Origin of the sequence: Pantoea sp. 18059 (genome assembly GCF_902706165.1) — a bacterium.
GTDB lineage: Bacteria > Pseudomonadota > Gammaproteobacteria > Enterobacterales > Enterobacteriaceae > Pantoea > Pantoea agglomerans.
The window spans coordinates 126882-144146 of record NZ_CACSJS010000003.1 but is presented as its reverse complement, the minus strand read 5'-3'; the positions used below and the strand labels follow the sequence as shown (position 1 = coordinate 144146).

At 56.8% G+C, this 17265-nt stretch carries 12 protein-coding genes; 5 read left to right on the top strand and 7 right to left on the bottom strand.

All coding sequences use genetic code 11. The features are described from left to right. Positions 1–7: 7 nt before the first annotated feature. Entirely contained in the window at positions 8–493 is a 486-nt protein-coding gene (locus tag GVJ63_RS10120) for a DUF1641 domain-containing protein (protein WP_159226795.1), read from the bottom strand. Then, positions 493–3465, bottom strand: a complete 2973-nt coding sequence (gene fdhF, locus GVJ63_RS10115) for a formate dehydrogenase subunit alpha (RefSeq protein ID WP_159226794.1) — start codon at positions 3463–3465, stop codon at positions 493–495. Before fdhF ends, GVJ63_RS10120 begins: the two co-directional genes overlap by 1 nt. Positions 3466–4286: 821 nt before the next feature. Between fdhF and GVJ63_RS10110 the strand changes: the two genes are divergently transcribed. Then, positions 4287–4907, top strand: a complete 621-nt coding sequence (locus GVJ63_RS10110; protein WP_033760375.1) for a response regulator transcription factor — start codon at positions 4287–4289, stop codon at positions 4905–4907. 29 nt (positions 4908–4936) lie between these two features. On the opposite strand, the gene GVJ63_RS10105 is transcribed toward GVJ63_RS10110, so the two are convergent. The 5 genes from GVJ63_RS10105 to GVJ63_RS10085 are packed head-to-tail and all read right to left on the bottom strand — an operon-like array spanning position 4937 to position 12134. Beyond that, on the bottom strand, positions 4937–10477 hold the full coding sequence (locus GVJ63_RS10105; RefSeq protein WP_159226793.1) for an AAA family ATPase: 5541 nt from the start codon (positions 10475–10477) through the stop codon (positions 4937–4939). Next, complete coding sequence (locus tag GVJ63_RS10100) at positions 10477–10860, bottom strand: response regulator transcription factor (protein WP_010670332.1); 384 nt, start codon at positions 10858–10860, stop codon at positions 10477–10479. The genes GVJ63_RS10105 and GVJ63_RS10100 overlap by 1 nt, the downstream gene beginning before the upstream one ends. A 43-nt stretch (positions 10861–10903) precedes the next feature. Next, positions 10904–11158, bottom strand: a complete 255-nt coding sequence (locus tag GVJ63_RS10095) for a XapX domain-containing protein (RefSeq protein WP_159226792.1) — start codon at positions 11156–11158, stop codon at positions 10904–10906. A gap of 2 nt (positions 11159–11160) precedes the next feature. Next, positions 11161–11382: a XapX domain-containing protein gene (locus GVJ63_RS10090; protein WP_033773924.1), complete on the bottom strand. Its 222-nt coding sequence runs from the start codon at positions 11380–11382 to the stop codon at positions 11161–11163. 59 nt (positions 11383–11441) lie between these two features. After that, positions 11442–12134, bottom strand: a complete 693-nt coding sequence (locus tag GVJ63_RS10085) for a hydrolase (protein ID WP_045140120.1) — start codon at positions 12132–12134, stop codon at positions 11442–11444. A gap of 287 nt (positions 12135–12421) precedes the next feature. Here GVJ63_RS10085 and GVJ63_RS10080 point away from each other — a divergent pair, with 287 nt between their 5' ends. Genes GVJ63_RS10080 through GVJ63_RS10065 form a run of 4 tightly spaced genes read left to right on the top strand, consistent with a single transcriptional unit; the run spans position 12422 to position 17208 of the window. Further along, positions 12422–14299 (top strand): amidohydrolase, encoded by a 1878-nt coding sequence (locus GVJ63_RS10080; protein ID WP_022624300.1) that lies wholly within the window; start codon positions 12422–12424, stop codon positions 14297–14299. 2 nt (positions 14300–14301) lie between these two features. Next, complete coding sequence (locus GVJ63_RS10075) at positions 14302–14724, top strand: DoxX family protein (RefSeq protein ID WP_033769030.1); 423 nt, start codon at positions 14302–14304, stop codon at positions 14722–14724. Continuing rightward, positions 14711–16339: an MFS transporter gene (locus GVJ63_RS10070; RefSeq protein WP_045140121.1), complete on the top strand. Its 1629-nt coding sequence runs from the start codon at positions 14711–14713 to the stop codon at positions 16337–16339. The genes GVJ63_RS10075 and GVJ63_RS10070 overlap by 14 nt, the downstream gene beginning before the upstream one ends. Before the next feature lie 47 nt (positions 16340–16386). Then, positions 16387–17208: an alpha/beta fold hydrolase gene (locus tag GVJ63_RS10065; RefSeq protein WP_010247190.1), complete on the top strand. Its 822-nt coding sequence runs from the start codon at positions 16387–16389 to the stop codon at positions 17206–17208. The last annotated feature ends 57 nt before the right edge of the window (positions 17209–17265 follow it).

Below are 17265 nucleotides of genomic sequence, written 5' to 3'. Positions count from 1 at the left end.
GGCTGAACTACTCCCGTGTGGGCTTGCCACTGAAGCGGGTAATCGGCTTTTGCTCTTCACGGTCGATCTGTTGTGAGAAGACTTCAAGCGCCGAGAAGATGGGGCGCAGTCCGCGCCACAGATCCTCATCATTGAGTAACCGGATAATGCCGCGGATGCCCGGCGCGGCTTTATCCTGACGGGCCTCATCGCGCGCTGGTTTAACGGCCATCGCGGCATCGCGAACGGCCAACAGCAGATGATTAAACCGTTCTGGCGGCACGCTGCCCAGCGTCATCATCAGTAGCGAGAGATTCTGCAGCGCGTTCTGCGTACCCGGCTGATTAAGGCCCGAGACCAGGATTTTCCCCACCTCGCTATTTGATTTAACCAGGTCGTTCGCCAGCCGCAGAAAACCGTGCTGGTGAAGATTTTCGATTAGCTCATCCATCGCCTCCCGGGCGGTCGGCTCAGTGCGTGTTGGCGGGACCTGATATTTCATCCGTTCTGCCATTAGAATTTCTCCGGTTTTTCGACATGTTCAGGCGGTTCCCGATAGCCTGCCTGCTGCCATTTTTGCTCTATCGGCAGGTGATCCAGTGGCGTACGACTGCCGTGACGGAAATTGTGTAGTGGCACCGGATTAGGCTGCGACCGGCGATCGACACGCTTCATATTTACGGCAATCTCTTTATAAGCCGGTGTGTTGACGTCGGGATCGTGATGTTCGCCAGTCAGGGCGTTGACGCCATCTTTGCCATGATGAATCGGCATAAACAGCACGTTGCCTGCCACACGCTCAGTGATCACGACAGGCACATCCAGCGATCCGCGCCGCGAGGTAATGCGTACCCACTCTCCTTCGTTCAGCGCGCGCTCGGCGGCCAGCTCCGGTGAGATCTCAACAAAGGCATTGGGCGACAGCGACATCATGCGGCCACACTGCCCGGTCTGATTCATCGACTGGAAATGCTCCAGCATCCGGCCATTATTCAGCAGCAGATTATACTGTGAATCCTCCTGCTCGGCGGGCGGCTGCCAGTTCAGCGGATAGAGTCGCGCTTTGCCATCCGGGAAATTAAACCGTTCCGTGTAGAGTCGCGGCGTGCTTTCGCCTGCAGCGCTGACGGGCCAGAGCTGGGACTGCCAGCCGACCAGTTGCTCATAGCTGACACCCGCGAAAATCTCTGCGATGCCTGCCGCTTCCGCCATAATCGCGCCTGGGTTCGGGTAATGCCACGGATGACCGAGACGGGCGGCGAGATCGGAAAAGATCTCCCAGTCGGGCCGACAATCACCCAGCGGCTTCATGGCGGGTGAAAAGTGCTGGATCCGCCGCTCGGTGTTCACAAAGGTGCCCTCCTTCTCCACGCTGGGCGCACCGGGCAGCACCACATCGGCAAATTCGGCAGTGCGTGACATGAAAATGTCCTGTACGACCATAAATTCCAGCTTGCTGAAGGCGGCATGCACCGAAGTGGCATCGGCATCCGCAAACGCCGTCTCTTCACCGGTGATATACATCGCACGAATTTTGCCTTCACCGGCCTGCTGCACCATTTTGAAATTATCAGCACCAGGCTGATCGGAAAGCGCTTCAGGCGAGACGCCCCAGGCGTGCGCCCATTTTTCGCGCACCGCTGGGTCAGTGACTTTTTCATAGCCGGGATAGAGATTACTGAGGCAGCCAAAGTCGCTGGCGCCCTGTACGTTGTTGTGTCCGCGCATCGGATAACCGCCGGTGCCAGGCCGGCCATAGTTGCCGGTGACCAGCAGCAGGTTCGACAGCGCCGTACTGGTGTCTGCCCCGTGGCTGTGCTGGGTAATTCCCATCGCCCACAACACACAGGCGCTGCCCGCCTGGCCGATCATTTCCGCTGCTTCAATCAGTTCTGATTCACTCAGTCCACATGTCTCACTGGCAAAGGCCAGCGTAAAGGGAGCGAGTGACGCGCGGTACTCATCAACCTGGTTGACCCGCTGGGCCAGAAAAGCGTCATCCGCATAACCGTGATCGAACATATATTTTGCCATCGCCGAGGCCCAGACCAGGTCAGTACCCGGTCGGATGCGCAGATAGCAGTCAGCACGTTCCGCCATTTCATGACGGCGCGGATCAACGACCAGAAGTTTCTGACCGCGATGTTTGTGGCTTTGTTTGATGTGAGAAGCAATGACCGGATGGTTCTCAGCAAGGTTGCTGCCGACCAGCACAATCAAATCGGTCTGCTGCAGATCCTCAATCGTCCCGGCATCTCCGCCGTAGCCCACCGTGCGGAACAGCCCTTCTGTGGCCGGGTTCTGACAATAGCGCGAGGAGTTATCAACGTTGTTGGTGCCAAAAATTAAACGGGCGATTTTTTGGGTCAGATAGGCTTCTTCATTGCTGGCCTTGCTGGAGCCGATAAAGCCAATCGCATCGCCTCCATAATTCTGAGCGATACCCTGTAAGCCTTCGGCTACCCGCTGCAAAGCTTCATCCCAGCTGGCAAGCCGGAAGTGGCCATTCTCGCGGATCAACGGCGTAGTCAGGCGCTCCGGGCTGTTGACGAAGTCCCAGCCGAACTTACCTTTAACGCAGGTCGAGATGCCGTTGGCCGGGGCTTCAGCAACCGGCTGAACTTTCAGGATATGGCGGTCGCGGGTCCAGATTTCAAAGCTGCAGCCTACACCGCAATAGGTGCAAACGGTTTTGGTGCGTTTGATCTCAGACTGGCGCAGCGCCACATCGATTTTCGAAACGCCGGTAATCGGCTCCATGCCGATACTATTTTCCAGCGTTTTAACAAAGTCGATCAGCGGACGCTTCAGCCCTTCATCCATCGCGGTAAAGGGGCCTGCGTCTGGCTGCATGGTTTTTTCCAGCAGCGCATTGCATGGGCAAACTGTGACGCAATGTCCGCAGCTAACGCAGCTGGAACCGGCGATTTCCGTTCCGCCATCCCAGAGCACGCGAGGATGCGCCTGGGTGTAGTCAATCGACAGCGTCTCATTGACCTCGACATTCTGACACGCTTCGACACAGCGACCGCATAAGATGCACTGGTCAGGATCGTAGGTGTAAAAAGGATTGGAATGATCTTTCGCGTAGGGCTTGGGCTCATGAGGATAGTACTGAATCGGAATGTGCATATCAGCCACGGCATTATGTAGCGTGCAGTCGCCGGTGTTGTGCTCACAGACGGTACAGTAAAGCTCATGACGATTGAGAAGCCGATCCATTCCCTCCTGCTGCGCGGCCTTAAGCGCACTGCCTTCACTCTGCACCTCCAGCCCCTCTTCAGTGCGGAGCGTGCAGCCGCGAACCCGCTCGCCGTTGGCATCTACCCAGCAGACATCACAACTTTGCAGCGGTGGCAACGCCGGGTGGTAACAGACATGAGGTAGTTTTTTCCCTTGAGCATCCAGAAAATCGATTAGCGGTTGATCAGCTAACCCTTTTAACCGTTCACCATTGTAGATAATGGTGCAGTAATTTTGACTCATATAAGCCTCATGACGACATTGCGACGAGCTACCGAATGGAAAATCTCCCTCTATTTAAAGGGTTGCTTCACAAGCTTAGTGAGGATTAGCAGCCACGCCATGAATACCGCTACGCTTATCAAGGTTACTTGCTGACAGATAAGGCTTTTTTAAATGTAATGACTTCTTACCGGCTAAATACGGGTCAGGTTTTACCCGGCTGATCGTCAGAATCTGGCACAGAGGCTTCGCGTTGATAAGCACTGGCCGCACAATGGTGAAGTTGAGGGTTAATAACCAAGCATAATGTATGTTGTAACTATATAATCAACTATATTCTTTCGCTATAAGACGCAGGGTAAAGATCGGTACGCTTATCAATCCGTCGTTTTGCCCTCAGGCAAATTAATTATCAGGACCGCCGCGAGTTAACAGACTACTTCCGAATTAATTACGTACCGCCACTAACTTATTCCGGTACATATCAGGCTGAAACGATTTAATCTGGATAACGGGTTTATGGATTATTTTAGCTATTAAACGGGACTATTCTCCTGCCCGTGAGTGAGCGAACAATTTATGGCATAGCTATGTCGATCAAATGACAGTTATCAGCATTTACGCCCAGAACAGTGGCGCTCCACCCCAGAGTTGACGCTCACATTTTAGTCATACCTATCAGCCATTTATCTTAATTTTAACAAGCTGATAATTATAAGATGATAATGATAACTGTTATGGTAATATCCTGTTAACCCTGCCCGACGCTTTCTCATCAGGGCCTCTTTACGCGTCATGCTTAATTAAATTATCAGTAAATACCTGGCTGAAACGAGGTCCCTATGAATCCCATCGTTTATATCGTTGACGACGACGCTGCTGTGACTGCTGCACTGCGTAATCTGCTCACTGCCGACGATTACACGGTTATCTCTTTTTCATCGGCTGATGATTTCCTGGCTCACGCTTTTACTCCCCTTCCCTGTTGCCTGATTCTGGATATTAATCTGCCTGGTGCAGATGGATTTGATGTCGCACAGGCATTGATCGATCGTGGCTACGCCATTCCCACTATCTTCTTAACCGGCTTCGGGACTATTCCGGTCACAGTGCGGGCGATGAAAACCGGTGCTTATGAGTTTCTGACTAAACCTGTCGATCCCGATCGTATTTTGCAGGCGGTTGCAGAAGCCTTACAAATCGCCGGGCAGAATATGGCCTCTTCCGAGGAGCGAAGGGAGATACTGGAGCGACATCAGACCCTGACACCGCGTGAAAGCGAGGTCATGCTGCTGGCGATTAGCGGCCTGCTGAATAAGCAGATCGCCGCCGAAATGGGCGTCAGTGAGATCACAGCTAAAGTTCACAAGCGGCGGGTGATGGAGAAGATGAAGGCGCGGTCGCTCACCGATCTGGTGCGGGCGGCAGAGCGGCTCAATATTGATCATACCCGACGCCGCTAAGGCCAGGCAGACACCTGGCCTCAATACGATTATCCAAGTGGCAGAGTGAACCAGAAACGGCTGCCGCCTTCCGCCCGGTTCTCTGCGCCTAACTCACCACAATGCTTTTTGATAATCCCTTTGCTGATGGTTAATCCCATACCCATGCCACTTTTCTTCGTGGTGTAAAACGACTCAAAAATCCGTTCACGCACGCCATCCGGCAAGCCGCAACCACTGTCCAGCACCTCAAAACGCAGCGTGTCCGGCGTCGGGTTCTCTGACGTCAGCCGCAAAAGCGCCGCGCGCGGTAAATCGTCGGACATGGCATCAATGGCATTGATCACCAGATTCAGCAGCACCTGCTGAATCTGAACGCGGTCGCAATAGATATCCGCCTTTTCGGCCTTCAGTTTCAGCTCCAGCGAAATTCCGCGTCGCTCCAGCTCCACCCGGGAGAGCGCCAGAATATCGCGAGCGATCAGATGGAGGTTTTCCGAGGCAAAGCTCGATTCATGATTGCGGGTCAGCGCCTGCAGGCCACGAATTATCTCTCCGGCACGTTTTCCCTCTTTGATAATTTCATCCAGACTGCTGCTGGCATTCTCCAGCATCACTGGTTCACGCTTTAACCAGCGCAGGCTGGCACCAGCATTGGCCACGATCGACATCAGTGGCTGGTTAATTTCGTGCGCGATTGAGGCTGTCAGTTGCCCGACTGTGGTGGCGCGGGTTACACGGGCCAGATCCGCCTGTGCCATGCGCGCGGCATCTTCTGCCTGGCGCTGCGATGTGATATCGGAAATGGTGCCGAAGTACTCTTTCACCTCGGGGAAGTTTTCTACCGGCTCTCCGATGCCTTTGATATAACGGCATTCACCATCCGGCCTGATCACACGGAACTCAGCCTGCATACTACGTCCCTGACTGACGCTGTGCGTCACCAGTTCGCTGATGCACTCATAATCATCGGGATGAACGCGGGTCAGAAAATCTGCCATCGACAACCCTTTTTGATGGGCTGGCAGGCCCAGAATACGGCCATACTCTTCAGACACCATCATCATGTCCTCTGCCACTTCCCAGCGCCAGGTGCCGGTATGACTGATCTTCTCGCCGAGCATCAGCGAGGTTTTGCTGGCGCGCAGTTGCTTCTCAACCCGTCGCCGATGGTTGTTCTCCTCCAGTAGCTCAGCGTAGAGTCGTGCCGTCTCCAGCGAAACCGCCGCCTGAGCACTCAACGTTTTCACGATGTGGGAGTGTTCAGCCGTGAACGCATCGGGCATCAGGCGATTCTCCAGATAGAGCACCCCAACCATATTGGCCTGCCTGAACATCGGAACACATAACACCGCAGCGCCCGAGGCCACCAGGTAAGGATCCTGACTGAACGGACTGAACTCTTCCGGCTTGCCAGTACGTATCTCCTGACCGGTACGGATGACCGCGGCCAGTACCGATAGCGGCAGGTCAGTTGCGACGGGGCGCTCTTTGACAATCTGCACCCGCACGCCATCAGCCGTGCTTTCTGCCCAGGCCTGGGTTTCCGGAAGCGTACCATCCAGAATCCGGATAAGCCGACAGCGCTGGGCACCGGCCCGCTCCAGCAGGATGCGCATCAGGGTATGAATCAACCGATCAAGGTTGATCTCCTCCGTCAGGGCGCGCACGGCGGTCAGCACACTCTCCAGGTCGTAGAACGAGGCATCCTGCGTAAAGGGAATGGTCGCCACTGCACTGTTTTGCATCGGCGTGGTCAGATGCGGATAGTGCTGCTCAAGCTGGCGCACCATCGCCAGCGCGCCCCAGCTCTCCCAGCTTCTCATCGACGCTTTAACGTAGGCATCGGCGGCGGTATCTAGCTGTAATGATTTGCAGTAGCGGCCAGCCAGCTGATTCGCCAGCGCATGAATGTGCAGATATCCCCCCTGGCGGGAGAGACAGATCGCATTTTCATACTGTTTCAGCGCCTCGCCCGTGTTGCCCGCAAGACGGGCACACTCTGCCCTGAGCAGGGCATATTTATCAGCAAAGAGTCCGGGATTGAGGTCGGCCCAGCCCGCAAATTTGTCCAGATCGCAACGCAGCGTGTTGCTGTCAGCCGCACCGGGCTGAAGGCTCAGCGATAGTGCACTGTAAAAATGCATATCCATCAGGTAGATGTAAGCGGGCACTGCACTGGTCAGCGGACGAATTTCTGCAAAACAGCGCAGCGCCTCCCGGTATTCTGCCGCAAAGAAATGCGCCATTCCCCGATACAACCCCGCCCAGAACAGCACCATCGCTTTTGGGCCAGAGATCACGCCCGGCTCGCTGCCCGCCACCATCGGCAAAGCGCCATCGCGATCGCCTGCCCTGAACCCGTTGCTGTTCCGCAGTTGCATCACCAGCTGCTTCTGCATGACCAGCACGTTCTCAACATCGGGATAAAAGGTTTTGCGGGTAAAAGCGAGTCCGCGCTCAATGGAGGTCATGACCGACTCCAGGTGATCGCCGCGTGTCAGCGTGTTCATGATCTGATGACGCAACGAGAGGCAGGCAAAGGATCGGTCACCGTGCATCACCGCGACGCGAAAACTATCACGGGCACTCTCTACGGCCACATCCAGCGGCTGCGTCCAGATCCCCAGCTGATCCAGAGGCAGCAGCGTGCGGGCTTTATAGCGGGTAAAGTCATGCTGCTCCACCAGCTCACGGGCCACCCGGCCGCAGGCATAGCCAAAATGCCAGGCCTGATAGCGTTCGCTGATCAGCACGCTGAACCAGGCGAGACCAAACGCAGAAGCACCGGTCACGCCGTGATCCAGCGTCATCTCCAGCATCCGGCAGACCAGCAACAGATGCAGCTGCGGGCAGTCGTAGGCGGAGACAAAGATGGTGCTGGCCATCAGGTTCAGCACCGACTCAGTTTCCTGATCGGTGTTGCGTGGCAGTCGGGAAAAAGCCGCTTGCGGGGAATCGCCAATCCGCGCCCTGATCGCCTGCCAGGCGGCGTCAATCTCCGCGTCGTCCGGATCACGCCTGAGATGCACACCAAAGACAGCCAGCCAGGCGAGCGCAGTTTCCAGCGCCAGATGGTTGTCGGACTGACGCATATGAATTTCAGCAGAGAGACAGGCTGCCATCGATTTTTCACTGAGCGTGCCTGGCTCACTCAGCAGTCGGGTACAGAGCTTTTGCGCGGTCGTCAGATTACCGTGCAGAAATTCGCACTCAGCCTCATCAATGCCCAGCATAAAGTCATTGCCGGTCACCATCCGCTGGCTGAGTTGCTGGGCGCTGCGCAGATAGCGCAGCGCCGAGAGATAATCCCCGGCACGTTTTGCTCCCTGCGCAGCATGTAAACAGAGGGGATAATAGCGTTCACGATCTGCGACACTAAGCGGCAGTTCAGCAATCATGCCGATGTGATAAGCCGCGCGGAACAGCGTCTCACTGTAATCGGCATTTACAACCGCGGCCGACAGCCATGCCGCCGCCTGCTGATGAAGAGAGTGTTGCTGCAGGAGGTCGAGCAGTAAAAACGCTGCGTTATGCACGCGGTCGTGGGTAAAGGCGTAGTTCCCGCCAGTCAGGGTTATAAAACGGCCGCTGACGGCAGGCTCAAGCTGCTGCTGAATCCGCGATACGGACGTCGCGTTGATATGACTTAACAGCGACAGTTCACCGCTGGCCCCCAGACAGGCCAGCGAACCCAGCAGCTGGCGTGTAGCCTCCGGCATCCGCGCCAGCTGATTTAATACCAGCGTCGCCACATTGTCGGTGTACTGACGCGCAATCAGCGCCTGGCTGTCGTAATGCCACTTCAGCGGGTTCTGACGATAGACAATCACCCCATCATCCACCGCCTGACGGAAGAACTCCTGCATCGAGAGCGGATTACCGCCGGTTTTCTCAAAGATAATCTGTGCCAGCTCACGATTGCCGCCGGGACGGGTATGCAGCATTCCCGCCAGCCAGCGGGTGATGCTTTTAACACTGAGCGGCTGCGGCGTCAGCGCCACGACACGTGCCGCTGATGCTCTGAGGCGCAGCAGAAACCCGGCAATCATCGGACAGGGCATCGACTCACCCTCCCGGAAGGCGAGCACCAGCATAAAAGGCAGATGCTCATTACGGGTAATCAGATTTTCCAGCAGTTGCAGCGTGGCATTGTCTGCCCAGTGAACATCATCAATCAGCATCACCAGCGGACGGCCCGGCGTGGCAAAGGCCTGGATAAGCGCAGACGCCATCTGATTAAACTGCTCGCGGGCGTCCGGGGCATGGCGCACCACCGGCTGCACTGTCCGGATATTCAGCAGCTGTTTTAGTTCAGGCACCAGTTCAATGGCTAAATCGGTATAGCCACCCAGCAAGCGCAACAGGCGAACCCGCCATTTGCTTAGCTCCAGGGCTGACAATCCCAGCAGATAAAGCGTGACTGTGCGAAACGCTGAGGCGACTGCGGCATAAGGTACGGCAGGCGAATGTTGATCGGCCTTGCTGGCGGCCAGCAGAATCTGTCGGTGCTGCAGGGTTTTCAGGGCGGAAGCGATAATGGCGGACTTACCCGAGCCGGGCGCACCGCTCAGCATCACCAGGCTCTGCGTGCCGGTACGGTTGACCGCATCCAGCGTCGTCAGCAGCACGCGAGCCTGCGAATGTTGCGTGAACAGTGTCTCGGGCCGGAAACTGGTGCTGAACCGCTCCTGCAGACCGGGCGTGAACGGCGCAATGGTGTTTTCTGCGGTCAGCGTAGCCTGACAGCGGCGTAAATCAGCCATCAGCCCCTGCACGGTCTGATACCCGTCAGCAGGTGACTTTGCCAGCAGACGCAGCAGAATCACAGAGAGCATCGGCGGCACATCCTCTCTGACCTGTCCGGCTGGCCGGGGTGCGCTGGCGATGTGATGATGAATCCACTCCGCCTCCCCCGCATCTGGTGAGCCAAACGGCAACTTACCGGTGAGATACTCATACAGCACGACACCCAGACTGTAGAGATCGCTGAGGCTGCTGACCGGATGCGGCGTGCGGCCGGTATGTTCAGGTGACATATAGGCCAGCGTACCGCCTGAGACGCGCAGGCTGTTTTTTTCCGCCGACTGTGCCGCCAGCGAGGAGAGGCCAAATCCGCCCAGCCGGAACCGGCCATCGTCACTAATAAAAAAATGGCCCGGCTTGATATCCCCATGCACGATGCCCTGATGATGCGCCTGGCCGAGCGTGTAGCAAAGCTGCAATGCAACCTGCAGGAAGTCAGCGATTTTATCGGGAGGGGTCGCGAGGTTATTCGCCAGGCTGCGAAACGGAAATGTGGGGTAGATCAGCGCATAGCGGTTGAGGTAACGGGTGGTGCCCGTCGCGGTGATGGCCCAGCGGGGCGAAAGATAAGCGGCCAGCGCTCGTTCATTTTTCAACCGCTGCGTCGCCTGAAACGTGACGTCGTCACTCTGTCCGGTGGCGATTATCAGTGACTCACCTGAGTGACGGCGCGCCAGCATCCAGAGCAGACAGCCATCCTGCGCCAGCGGCGTCAGCGTGTCGAAATCTTCAATCGCGTTACCTGCGTCGTCACTCTCCTGAAAATTAACCGAAAGCATGCTCATCAGCGCACCTTTCCCTGAGATAACTCGCAACGGATCAGTGTCAGCAGCGTATCAACATCAATCGGCTTTCGCAAAAAAGTCACGGCACCTAAGGCAATGGCATACCACAGGGTGGTCTCTTCCAGATCTGCTGAGATAAAAATCACCGGTGGCAGACCTGCCCGCTGTTTCAAAATAGTGAATAGCTCAAAGCCGGACATGCCCTTGAGTCCGACATCAATGATCAGCATGCCCACCTCTGAAAGCGCATCGTCATCGCTCAGCAGCGCCTCACCTGACTCAAATAGTCGGGTCGAATAGCCGTCTGAATGCAACAGATTGCTGAGTCCACTGCGGACCGCGCGTTCATCGTCCACAATGACAATACGCTGTGAAAGCGCCATGCAGTTATCCTCTGAAACGCCTCATCGTACGGCACGCGAGGACTTAAGGGTGGTCATCGCCATCGGGTGGCGGTGTCCCACTGATTTTTGGCACACACTCATGGCGAAACCACTTCAGCGTCACCGGCTGACGGCGGAACAGACGCGTACCCAGCAGAATCAACTGCTCACCCACCAGCATGCCAAACAGCCCCACTAAAGCAATAACCGGAGGTGCCGGAGAGTTCACGTTGATCAGGGCATAGATTACCCCGGCAAGCAGCCCCACCGTGAGAGAAATAATGTAGGATTTCAACATGTTCAGCTTACCCGCGAAACAGGTGTAACAAACGGCGCATCCGATCGCTGCAGTGTGGTCGTATGCTCTGCGGGCAAGACTGCGTGCACCAGCGCCCCACCCAGCAACATCCCCAGCAGCCCCACCAGCGCAATCGCGGGCGGAGCCGGTGAACGCACCTTTAGCAGGCCGTAAAGCAGGCCAATCAATACCCCTGCAGCCAGAGAAAGCAGTAAAGGATTCATAACCGGACTCCTGTTATGCCTGCTGACCGGCAGAAGAAAGCCGATCAGCAGGACGTCCCTTAGCGGACCGGTGCGTGAACCGGTGCCAGGGTACGGTGTTCACTTTTCTGACGTGACGGCGCTTTGTGTACCATGGTGTAGGCATAATCCACACCAATGCCATAGGCACCTGAATGCTCTTTGGCGATGTTCATCACCGCATCGTAAGTGTCCCGGTTGGCCCAGTCACGCTGCCACTCCAGCATCACCTGCTGCCAGGTGACCGGCACCACACCCGCCTGAATCATGCGCTGCATCGCGTAGTCGTGCGCTTCTTTGGTGGTGCCGCCTGACGCATCCGCCACCATATAGATCTCGTAATCCCCTTCCAGCATTGCGCACAGCGCAAAGCTGTTGTTACACACTTCCGTCCAGAGACCGGACACCACCACTTTTTTCTTGCCGTTCGCGGCCAGCGCATCACGCACTTTCTGGTCATCCCAGGAGTTCATTGAGCTGCGCTCCAGAATGTCCTGACCCGGAAACACATCCAGCAGTTCAGGATAGGTGTGGCCCGAGAAGCTTTCGGTTTCGACGGTGGTAATGATGGTGGGGATATTGAAGATTTTCGCCGCCTTCGCCAGCGCAACGGTGTTGTTTTTCAGCACCTGGCGGTCAATCGACTGCACGCCAAAGGCCATCTGCGGCTGCTGGTCGATGAAAATAATCTGGCTGTTATGTGGCGTGAGGACTTCAAGCTTAGCGTTGGACATGCGTTCACCCATAGAGGTTATGTAACGGAATTTTCGCCAATTGGCGCGGAACAAAAGGACGATCAGTGCAGGTTTAACGTCCTGCTGCTGGCTGTCTGGTCGCAGTGTAGGGCGACGGGCGACGGCAAACTATTATCTCTGCGTATAACTATACGAAGGTATAGGTATCCCTCTGTATAACTAGACGACGCATTAACCCGCTCACCATAATCCGGCTTATTCGTGCCCTGTTATCTGCGGCACTTCCTGTCCCGCACTACGTCGGACAACCCCGTTGAGGAGGATCTATGGTTACGCTGGGTAAAGCAGAACTGATACTGACCCATGGCAAATTTCATACTGTTGACCGCAGCAATCCGGTGGCAGAAGCGGTTGCGATTCGTGATGGCAAATTCGTTGCGGTAGGCACACTGGCAGAGGCGATGGAGTATCACTGCGACGGCACCAAAGTGATCGATCTTAAAGGTCACACCGCCGTACCGGGCCTGAACGATTCCCACCTGCACCTGATACGTGGTGGTCTGAACTACAACCTTGAGCTGCGCTGGGAAGGGGTTCCGTCGGTTGCCGATGCGCTGCGAATGCTGAAAGAGCAGGCGCTGCGCACGCCGTCACCGCAGTGGGTGCGTGTGGTAGGCGGCTGGACCGAGTTCCAGTTTGCCGAGCGACGGATGCCCACGCTGGATGAGATCAACGAAGCTGCCCCCGACACGCCGGTCTTCGTGCTGCATCTTTATGACCGCGCCCTGCTCAACCGCGCAGCGCTGAAAGTCGTCGGCTACACCAAAGAGACACCGAACCCGCCGGGTGGCGAAATCCAGCGCGACAGCAACGGCAATCCCACCGGCCTGCTGATCGCCCGTCCCAATGCGATGATCCTCTACGCCACCCTGGCCAAAGGACCGAAACTGCCGCTGGAACAGCAGATCAACTCGACCCGTCAGTTTATGCGCGAGCTGAATCGACTGGGTCTGACCAGCGCCATTGATGCGGGCGGCGGCTTCCAGAACTATCCCGAAGATTACGAAGTGATCGCTGAACTGCATCAGAAAAAGCAGATGACGCTGCGTATCGCCTACAACCTCTTCACTCAGCGTCCGGGGCATGAACTGGAAGATTTTGAGAAGTGGACGGATATGCTGACGCCAGGCCAGGGCAGCGACTATTTCCGTCACAACGGCGCAGGCGAAATGCTGGTGTTCTCGGCCGCCGACTTCGAAGATTTTCTGGAGCCACGTCCGGACTTAGCGCCTGGCATGGAGGATGAGCTGGAGCGCGTGGTGCGTCATCTGGTGGAACATCGCTGGCCTTTCCGTCTGCATGCGACCTATGACGAGTCGATCAGCCGGATGCTGGATGTCTTTGAGAAGGTCAACCGCGATATCCCGTTCAATGGTCTGCACTGGTTCTTTGACCACGCGGAAACCGTTACTCAGCGCAATATCGATCGTATCAAAGAGCTGGGCGGTGGCATTGCGGTGCAGCATCGCATGGCATTCCAGGGCGAATACTTTGCTGAGCGCTACGGCATTGAAGCCACCCGCCATACTCCACCGGTTCAGAAAATGCTGGAAACCGGCGTCCCGGTCGGACTCGGCACCGATGCAACCCGCGTCGCCAGTTATAACCCCTGGACCGCGCTCTACTGGCTGGTTTCCGGCCGCACCGTGGGTGGGATGCAGATGTATGACGTCAATGCCCGCCTTGACCGTGAAACGGCACTGATGCTCTGGACGCAGGGCAGCGCCTGGTTCTCCAGCGAACAAAATAAAAAAGGTCGGATTCAGGTAGGTCTTCTGGCGGATCTGGCCGTGCTGAGCAAAGACTTCTTCAGCGTGCCGGAAGAGGAAATTAAAGGCATTGAGTCAGTGCTGACGGTGGTGGATGGCAATATTGTCTATGCCGCCGGATCGTTCAGCGCGGATGCGCCGCCCGCTATTCCGGTTCTGCCTGAGTGGTCACCGGTGGTGAATGTGCCTGGTCACTATCGCAGCGCTCCGCCGGTTGCGCAGAGCCGTGCGGGTATGATGCCCGCTGTGCACCACTGCAGCGGCCCCTGCGGTGTTCATCGCCACTCGCATGAGATCGCCCGTGGTTCCAGCGTTCCGGTTGCCGAAGATAACGCCTTCTGGGGCGCGCTCGGCTGCAGCTGCTTCGCGTTTTAATCATGAATAACGCTATCACTCAATCGCCCCGCATCAACGCGGGGCTGTTCTTCCTGCGCCTGACCGGCAGCCTGCTGCTGTTACAGGTGCATGGACTGCCGAAAATTCTGCATTTCAGCGAAGAACTGACGCGTATAGAAGACCCGTTTGGTCTGGGACCGATGATGAGCCTGCTGCCAGCGATAGTGGCAGAAGTCATCTGCCCGATCTTTATTATTCTCGGCTGGGGTACCCGGATTGCCTGCCTGCCGATCATCGCGGTGCTGCTGGTCGCGATGCTGGTGGTACACCCTGGCTGGTCACTGGCGGAAGGCCAGTTCGGCTGGCTGCTGCTGATTATCTTTACCACGCTGGCGCTGACCGGGCCTGGCGGCTGGCGAATCGGCGCGGTGAAACATCAGGGGGTTCGTCATGGCGCAGGTTAATGATATCCACCAGCTGGAGCAGGAGCAGCCAGAGGTCCAGGCCGCTGGCGAGATTTCGCCGTTACAGCCGCTACGCAGGCCGGTGTTCCGCATGCTGTGGATCGCCACCGTCGTCTCCAACATCGGTTCATGGATGAATGATGTGGGTGTGAACTGGAGCATGCTGACGCTGAGTGCCGATCCGCTGGCCGTGGCGCTGGTGCAGGCAGCCAGCAGCCTGCCGATGTTCCTGTTCGCGCTGCCATCAGGCGTGATGGCGGATATCGTTGACCGCCGCAAATATCTGCTGTTTTCCCAGCTATGGACCTTTATCGCCGCCTGTGGACTGACGGTGCTCGCCTGGACCGGCCATGTCACTCCCGAGGTGCTGCTGGTGGCAGCCTTCTTGCTGAGCGCCGGTGCCGCCATGAGTTCACCGCCATTTCAGGCGGTAGTGCCGGATCTGGTGTCGAAACCGGAGCTGGGTGCGGCCATTGCCCTTAACTCACTCGGTATTAATATCAGTCGTGCCATCGGCCCGGCGCTGGGTGGCCTGATCCTCTCGTTCACTGGTCCCTGGATGGTCTTCCTGCTGAATGCGCTCTCAGTGCTGGGCGTCGCCTGGGTGCTCTGGCGCTGGAAGGCGGAGCCAAGCGTGCAGCGCCTCCCGCCCGAGCACTTCTTTCCGGCGGTGCGTGCCGGACTCCGCTACGTTCACGCGGCACCGGTGTTGCGTAATGTGCTGGTGCGAACCTTTGCCTTCTTCCTGTTTGGCAGCGCGGGCTGGGCATTACTGCCGCTGGTGGCGCGTCGTGAACTCGGCCTTGGCCCTGGCGGCTACGGCATCATGCTGGCCTGTATCGGTGTTGGCGCGATTACCGGCGCGGTGCTGCTGCCGCGCCTGCGTCGTCACCTGAGCTCCGATCGCCTGATGGTACTCGCCAGTCTTGTTTTCGCCCTGACCATGCTGGCGCTGGCTTTTGTACGCCACTTCTGGCTACTGAATGCGTTTGAATTTTTTACCGGATTTGCCTGGATTGCCGTGCTCTCGACGCTGAATCTCGGCGCACAGCGCAGCGCCGCGAAATGGGTAAAAGCTCGCGCGCTGGCGGTCTATCTGACGGTGTTCTTCGGCTCCATGACCGCTGGCAGCGCACTCTGGGGCCAGCTCGCCTCGCACTTCAGCATTCCGCTGTCGCTCTGCATCGCCGCACTGGGCATGGTGCTGGCCAGCAGCACCGTCTGGCGGTGGCGGCTCGACCAGGATCCCGACCTCAATCTCGATATGATTGGTGATGGCGTTAACGCGCCCGCACTGGATATTCGTCACGAACGCGGCCCGGTGATGGTGAATTACGAATACCGGATTACTATTAATGATGCACATGCCTTTACCGTCTGCATGCAGGATATGCGGCGGGTCAGGCGTCGCGGTGGCGCCATCAACTGGTCACTGTATGAAGATATTCTGCAGCCCGGCATTTTCGTTGAGACCTTTGTCGTCGGCTCCTGGGTCGAGCATCTGCGTCAGAAAGAGCGCTACACCATCAACGACAAAAAGATAGAGCGGCGGGTTTTCGCTTTTCATCAGGGTGAACATTCACCCGAGGTTCGCTATCTGGTGGCGCCAGCGTGACTGGCACACCATCTTTTCATCCATCACGTCATACAGAGGGCAATACCATGAGCACCTTTAAAACGACCGACGGCACACAGATCTACTTTAAAGACTGGGGCACCGGTAAGCCGGTTCTGTTCAGCCACGGCTGGCCGCTGGATGCCGATATGTGGGACAGCCAGATGAACTTCCTGGCGGAACACGGTTATCGGGTTATCGCCTTTGACCGTCGTGGTTTTGGTCGTTCTGATCAGCCCTGGACCGGTAATAACTACGATACCTTTGCTTCTGACATCAACGATTTGATCACCCATCTTGACCTGCAGAATGTGACGCTGGTGGGTTTCTCAATGGGTGGCGGCGACGTCACACGCTATATCGGCAGCTATGGCAGCGATCGCGTCGCGGCACTGGTGCTTCTCGGTGCCGTCACGCCAATCTTTGGCAAAACGGCAGACTACCCGCAGGGTGTCGATATGTCGGTGTTTGAAGGGATTCGTGATGGCCTGCTTAAGGATCGCGCGCAGTTTATCAAAGAGTTCGCTACGCCGTTTTATGGTACCAATGCCGGACAGACCGTTTCTGATGGCGTCATGACGCAGACGCTGAACATCGCGCTGCTCGCTTCGCTGAAGAGCACCGTTGATTGCGTCACCGCTTTTGCTGAGACCGATTTCCGTGCTGACGTAGCGAAAGTGAATGTGCCGACGCTGGTGATTCATGGCAGCAACGACCAGATCGTTCCGTTTGAATCCACCGGCAAAGTGGCGGCGGAGATGATTGAGGGTGCTGAACTCAAGGTTTATGACAATGCGCCGCACGGTTTTGCGGTGACGCATCAGGATCAACTGAATCAGGATCTGCTGGCGTTTCTTAACGCGCAGTGATGCAAAAAAACTGCGCGGTGGAAGCCGCGCAGTTTCAGACTGCATCTGACCGCAACA

What these genes read in the sequence shown, in the direction of transcription:
- GVJ63_RS10120 (WP_159226795.1), bottom strand. Translation starts at nt 493, where the DNA reads ATGGCAGAACGGATGAAATATCAGGTCCCGCCAACACGCACTGAGCCG.
- fdhF (WP_159226794.1), bottom strand. Translation starts at nt 3,465, where the DNA reads ATGAGTCAAAATTACTGCACCATTATCTACAATGGTGAACGGTTAAAA.
- GVJ63_RS10110 (WP_033760375.1), top strand. Translation starts at nt 4,287, where the DNA reads ATGAATCCCATCGTTTATATCGTTGACGACGACGCTGCTGTGACTGCT.
- GVJ63_RS10105 (WP_159226793.1), bottom strand. Translation starts at nt 10,477, where the DNA reads ATGAGCATGCTTTCGGTTAATTTTCAGGAGAGTGACGACGCAGGTAAC.
- GVJ63_RS10100 (WP_010670332.1), bottom strand. Translation starts at nt 10,860, where the DNA reads ATGGCGCTTTCACAGCGTATTGTCATTGTGGACGATGAACGCGCGGTC.
- GVJ63_RS10095 (WP_159226792.1), bottom strand. Translation starts at nt 11,158, where the DNA reads ATGTTGAAATCCTACATTATTTCTCTCACGGTGGGGCTGCTTGCCGGG.
- GVJ63_RS10090 (WP_033773924.1), bottom strand. Translation starts at nt 11,382, where the DNA reads ATGAATCCTTTACTGCTTTCTCTGGCTGCAGGGGTATTGATTGGCCTG.
- GVJ63_RS10085 (WP_045140120.1), bottom strand. Translation starts at nt 12,134, where the DNA reads ATGTCCAACGCTAAGCTTGAAGTCCTCACGCCACATAACAGCCAGATT.
- GVJ63_RS10080 (WP_022624300.1), top strand. Translation starts at nt 12,422, where the DNA reads ATGGTTACGCTGGGTAAAGCAGAACTGATACTGACCCATGGCAAATTT.
- GVJ63_RS10075 (WP_033769030.1), top strand. Translation starts at nt 14,302, where the DNA reads ATGAATAACGCTATCACTCAATCGCCCCGCATCAACGCGGGGCTGTTC.
- GVJ63_RS10070 (WP_045140121.1), top strand. Translation starts at nt 14,711, where the DNA reads ATGGCGCAGGTTAATGATATCCACCAGCTGGAGCAGGAGCAGCCAGAG.
- GVJ63_RS10065 (WP_010247190.1), top strand. Translation starts at nt 16,387, where the DNA reads ATGAGCACCTTTAAAACGACCGACGGCACACAGATCTACTTTAAAGAC.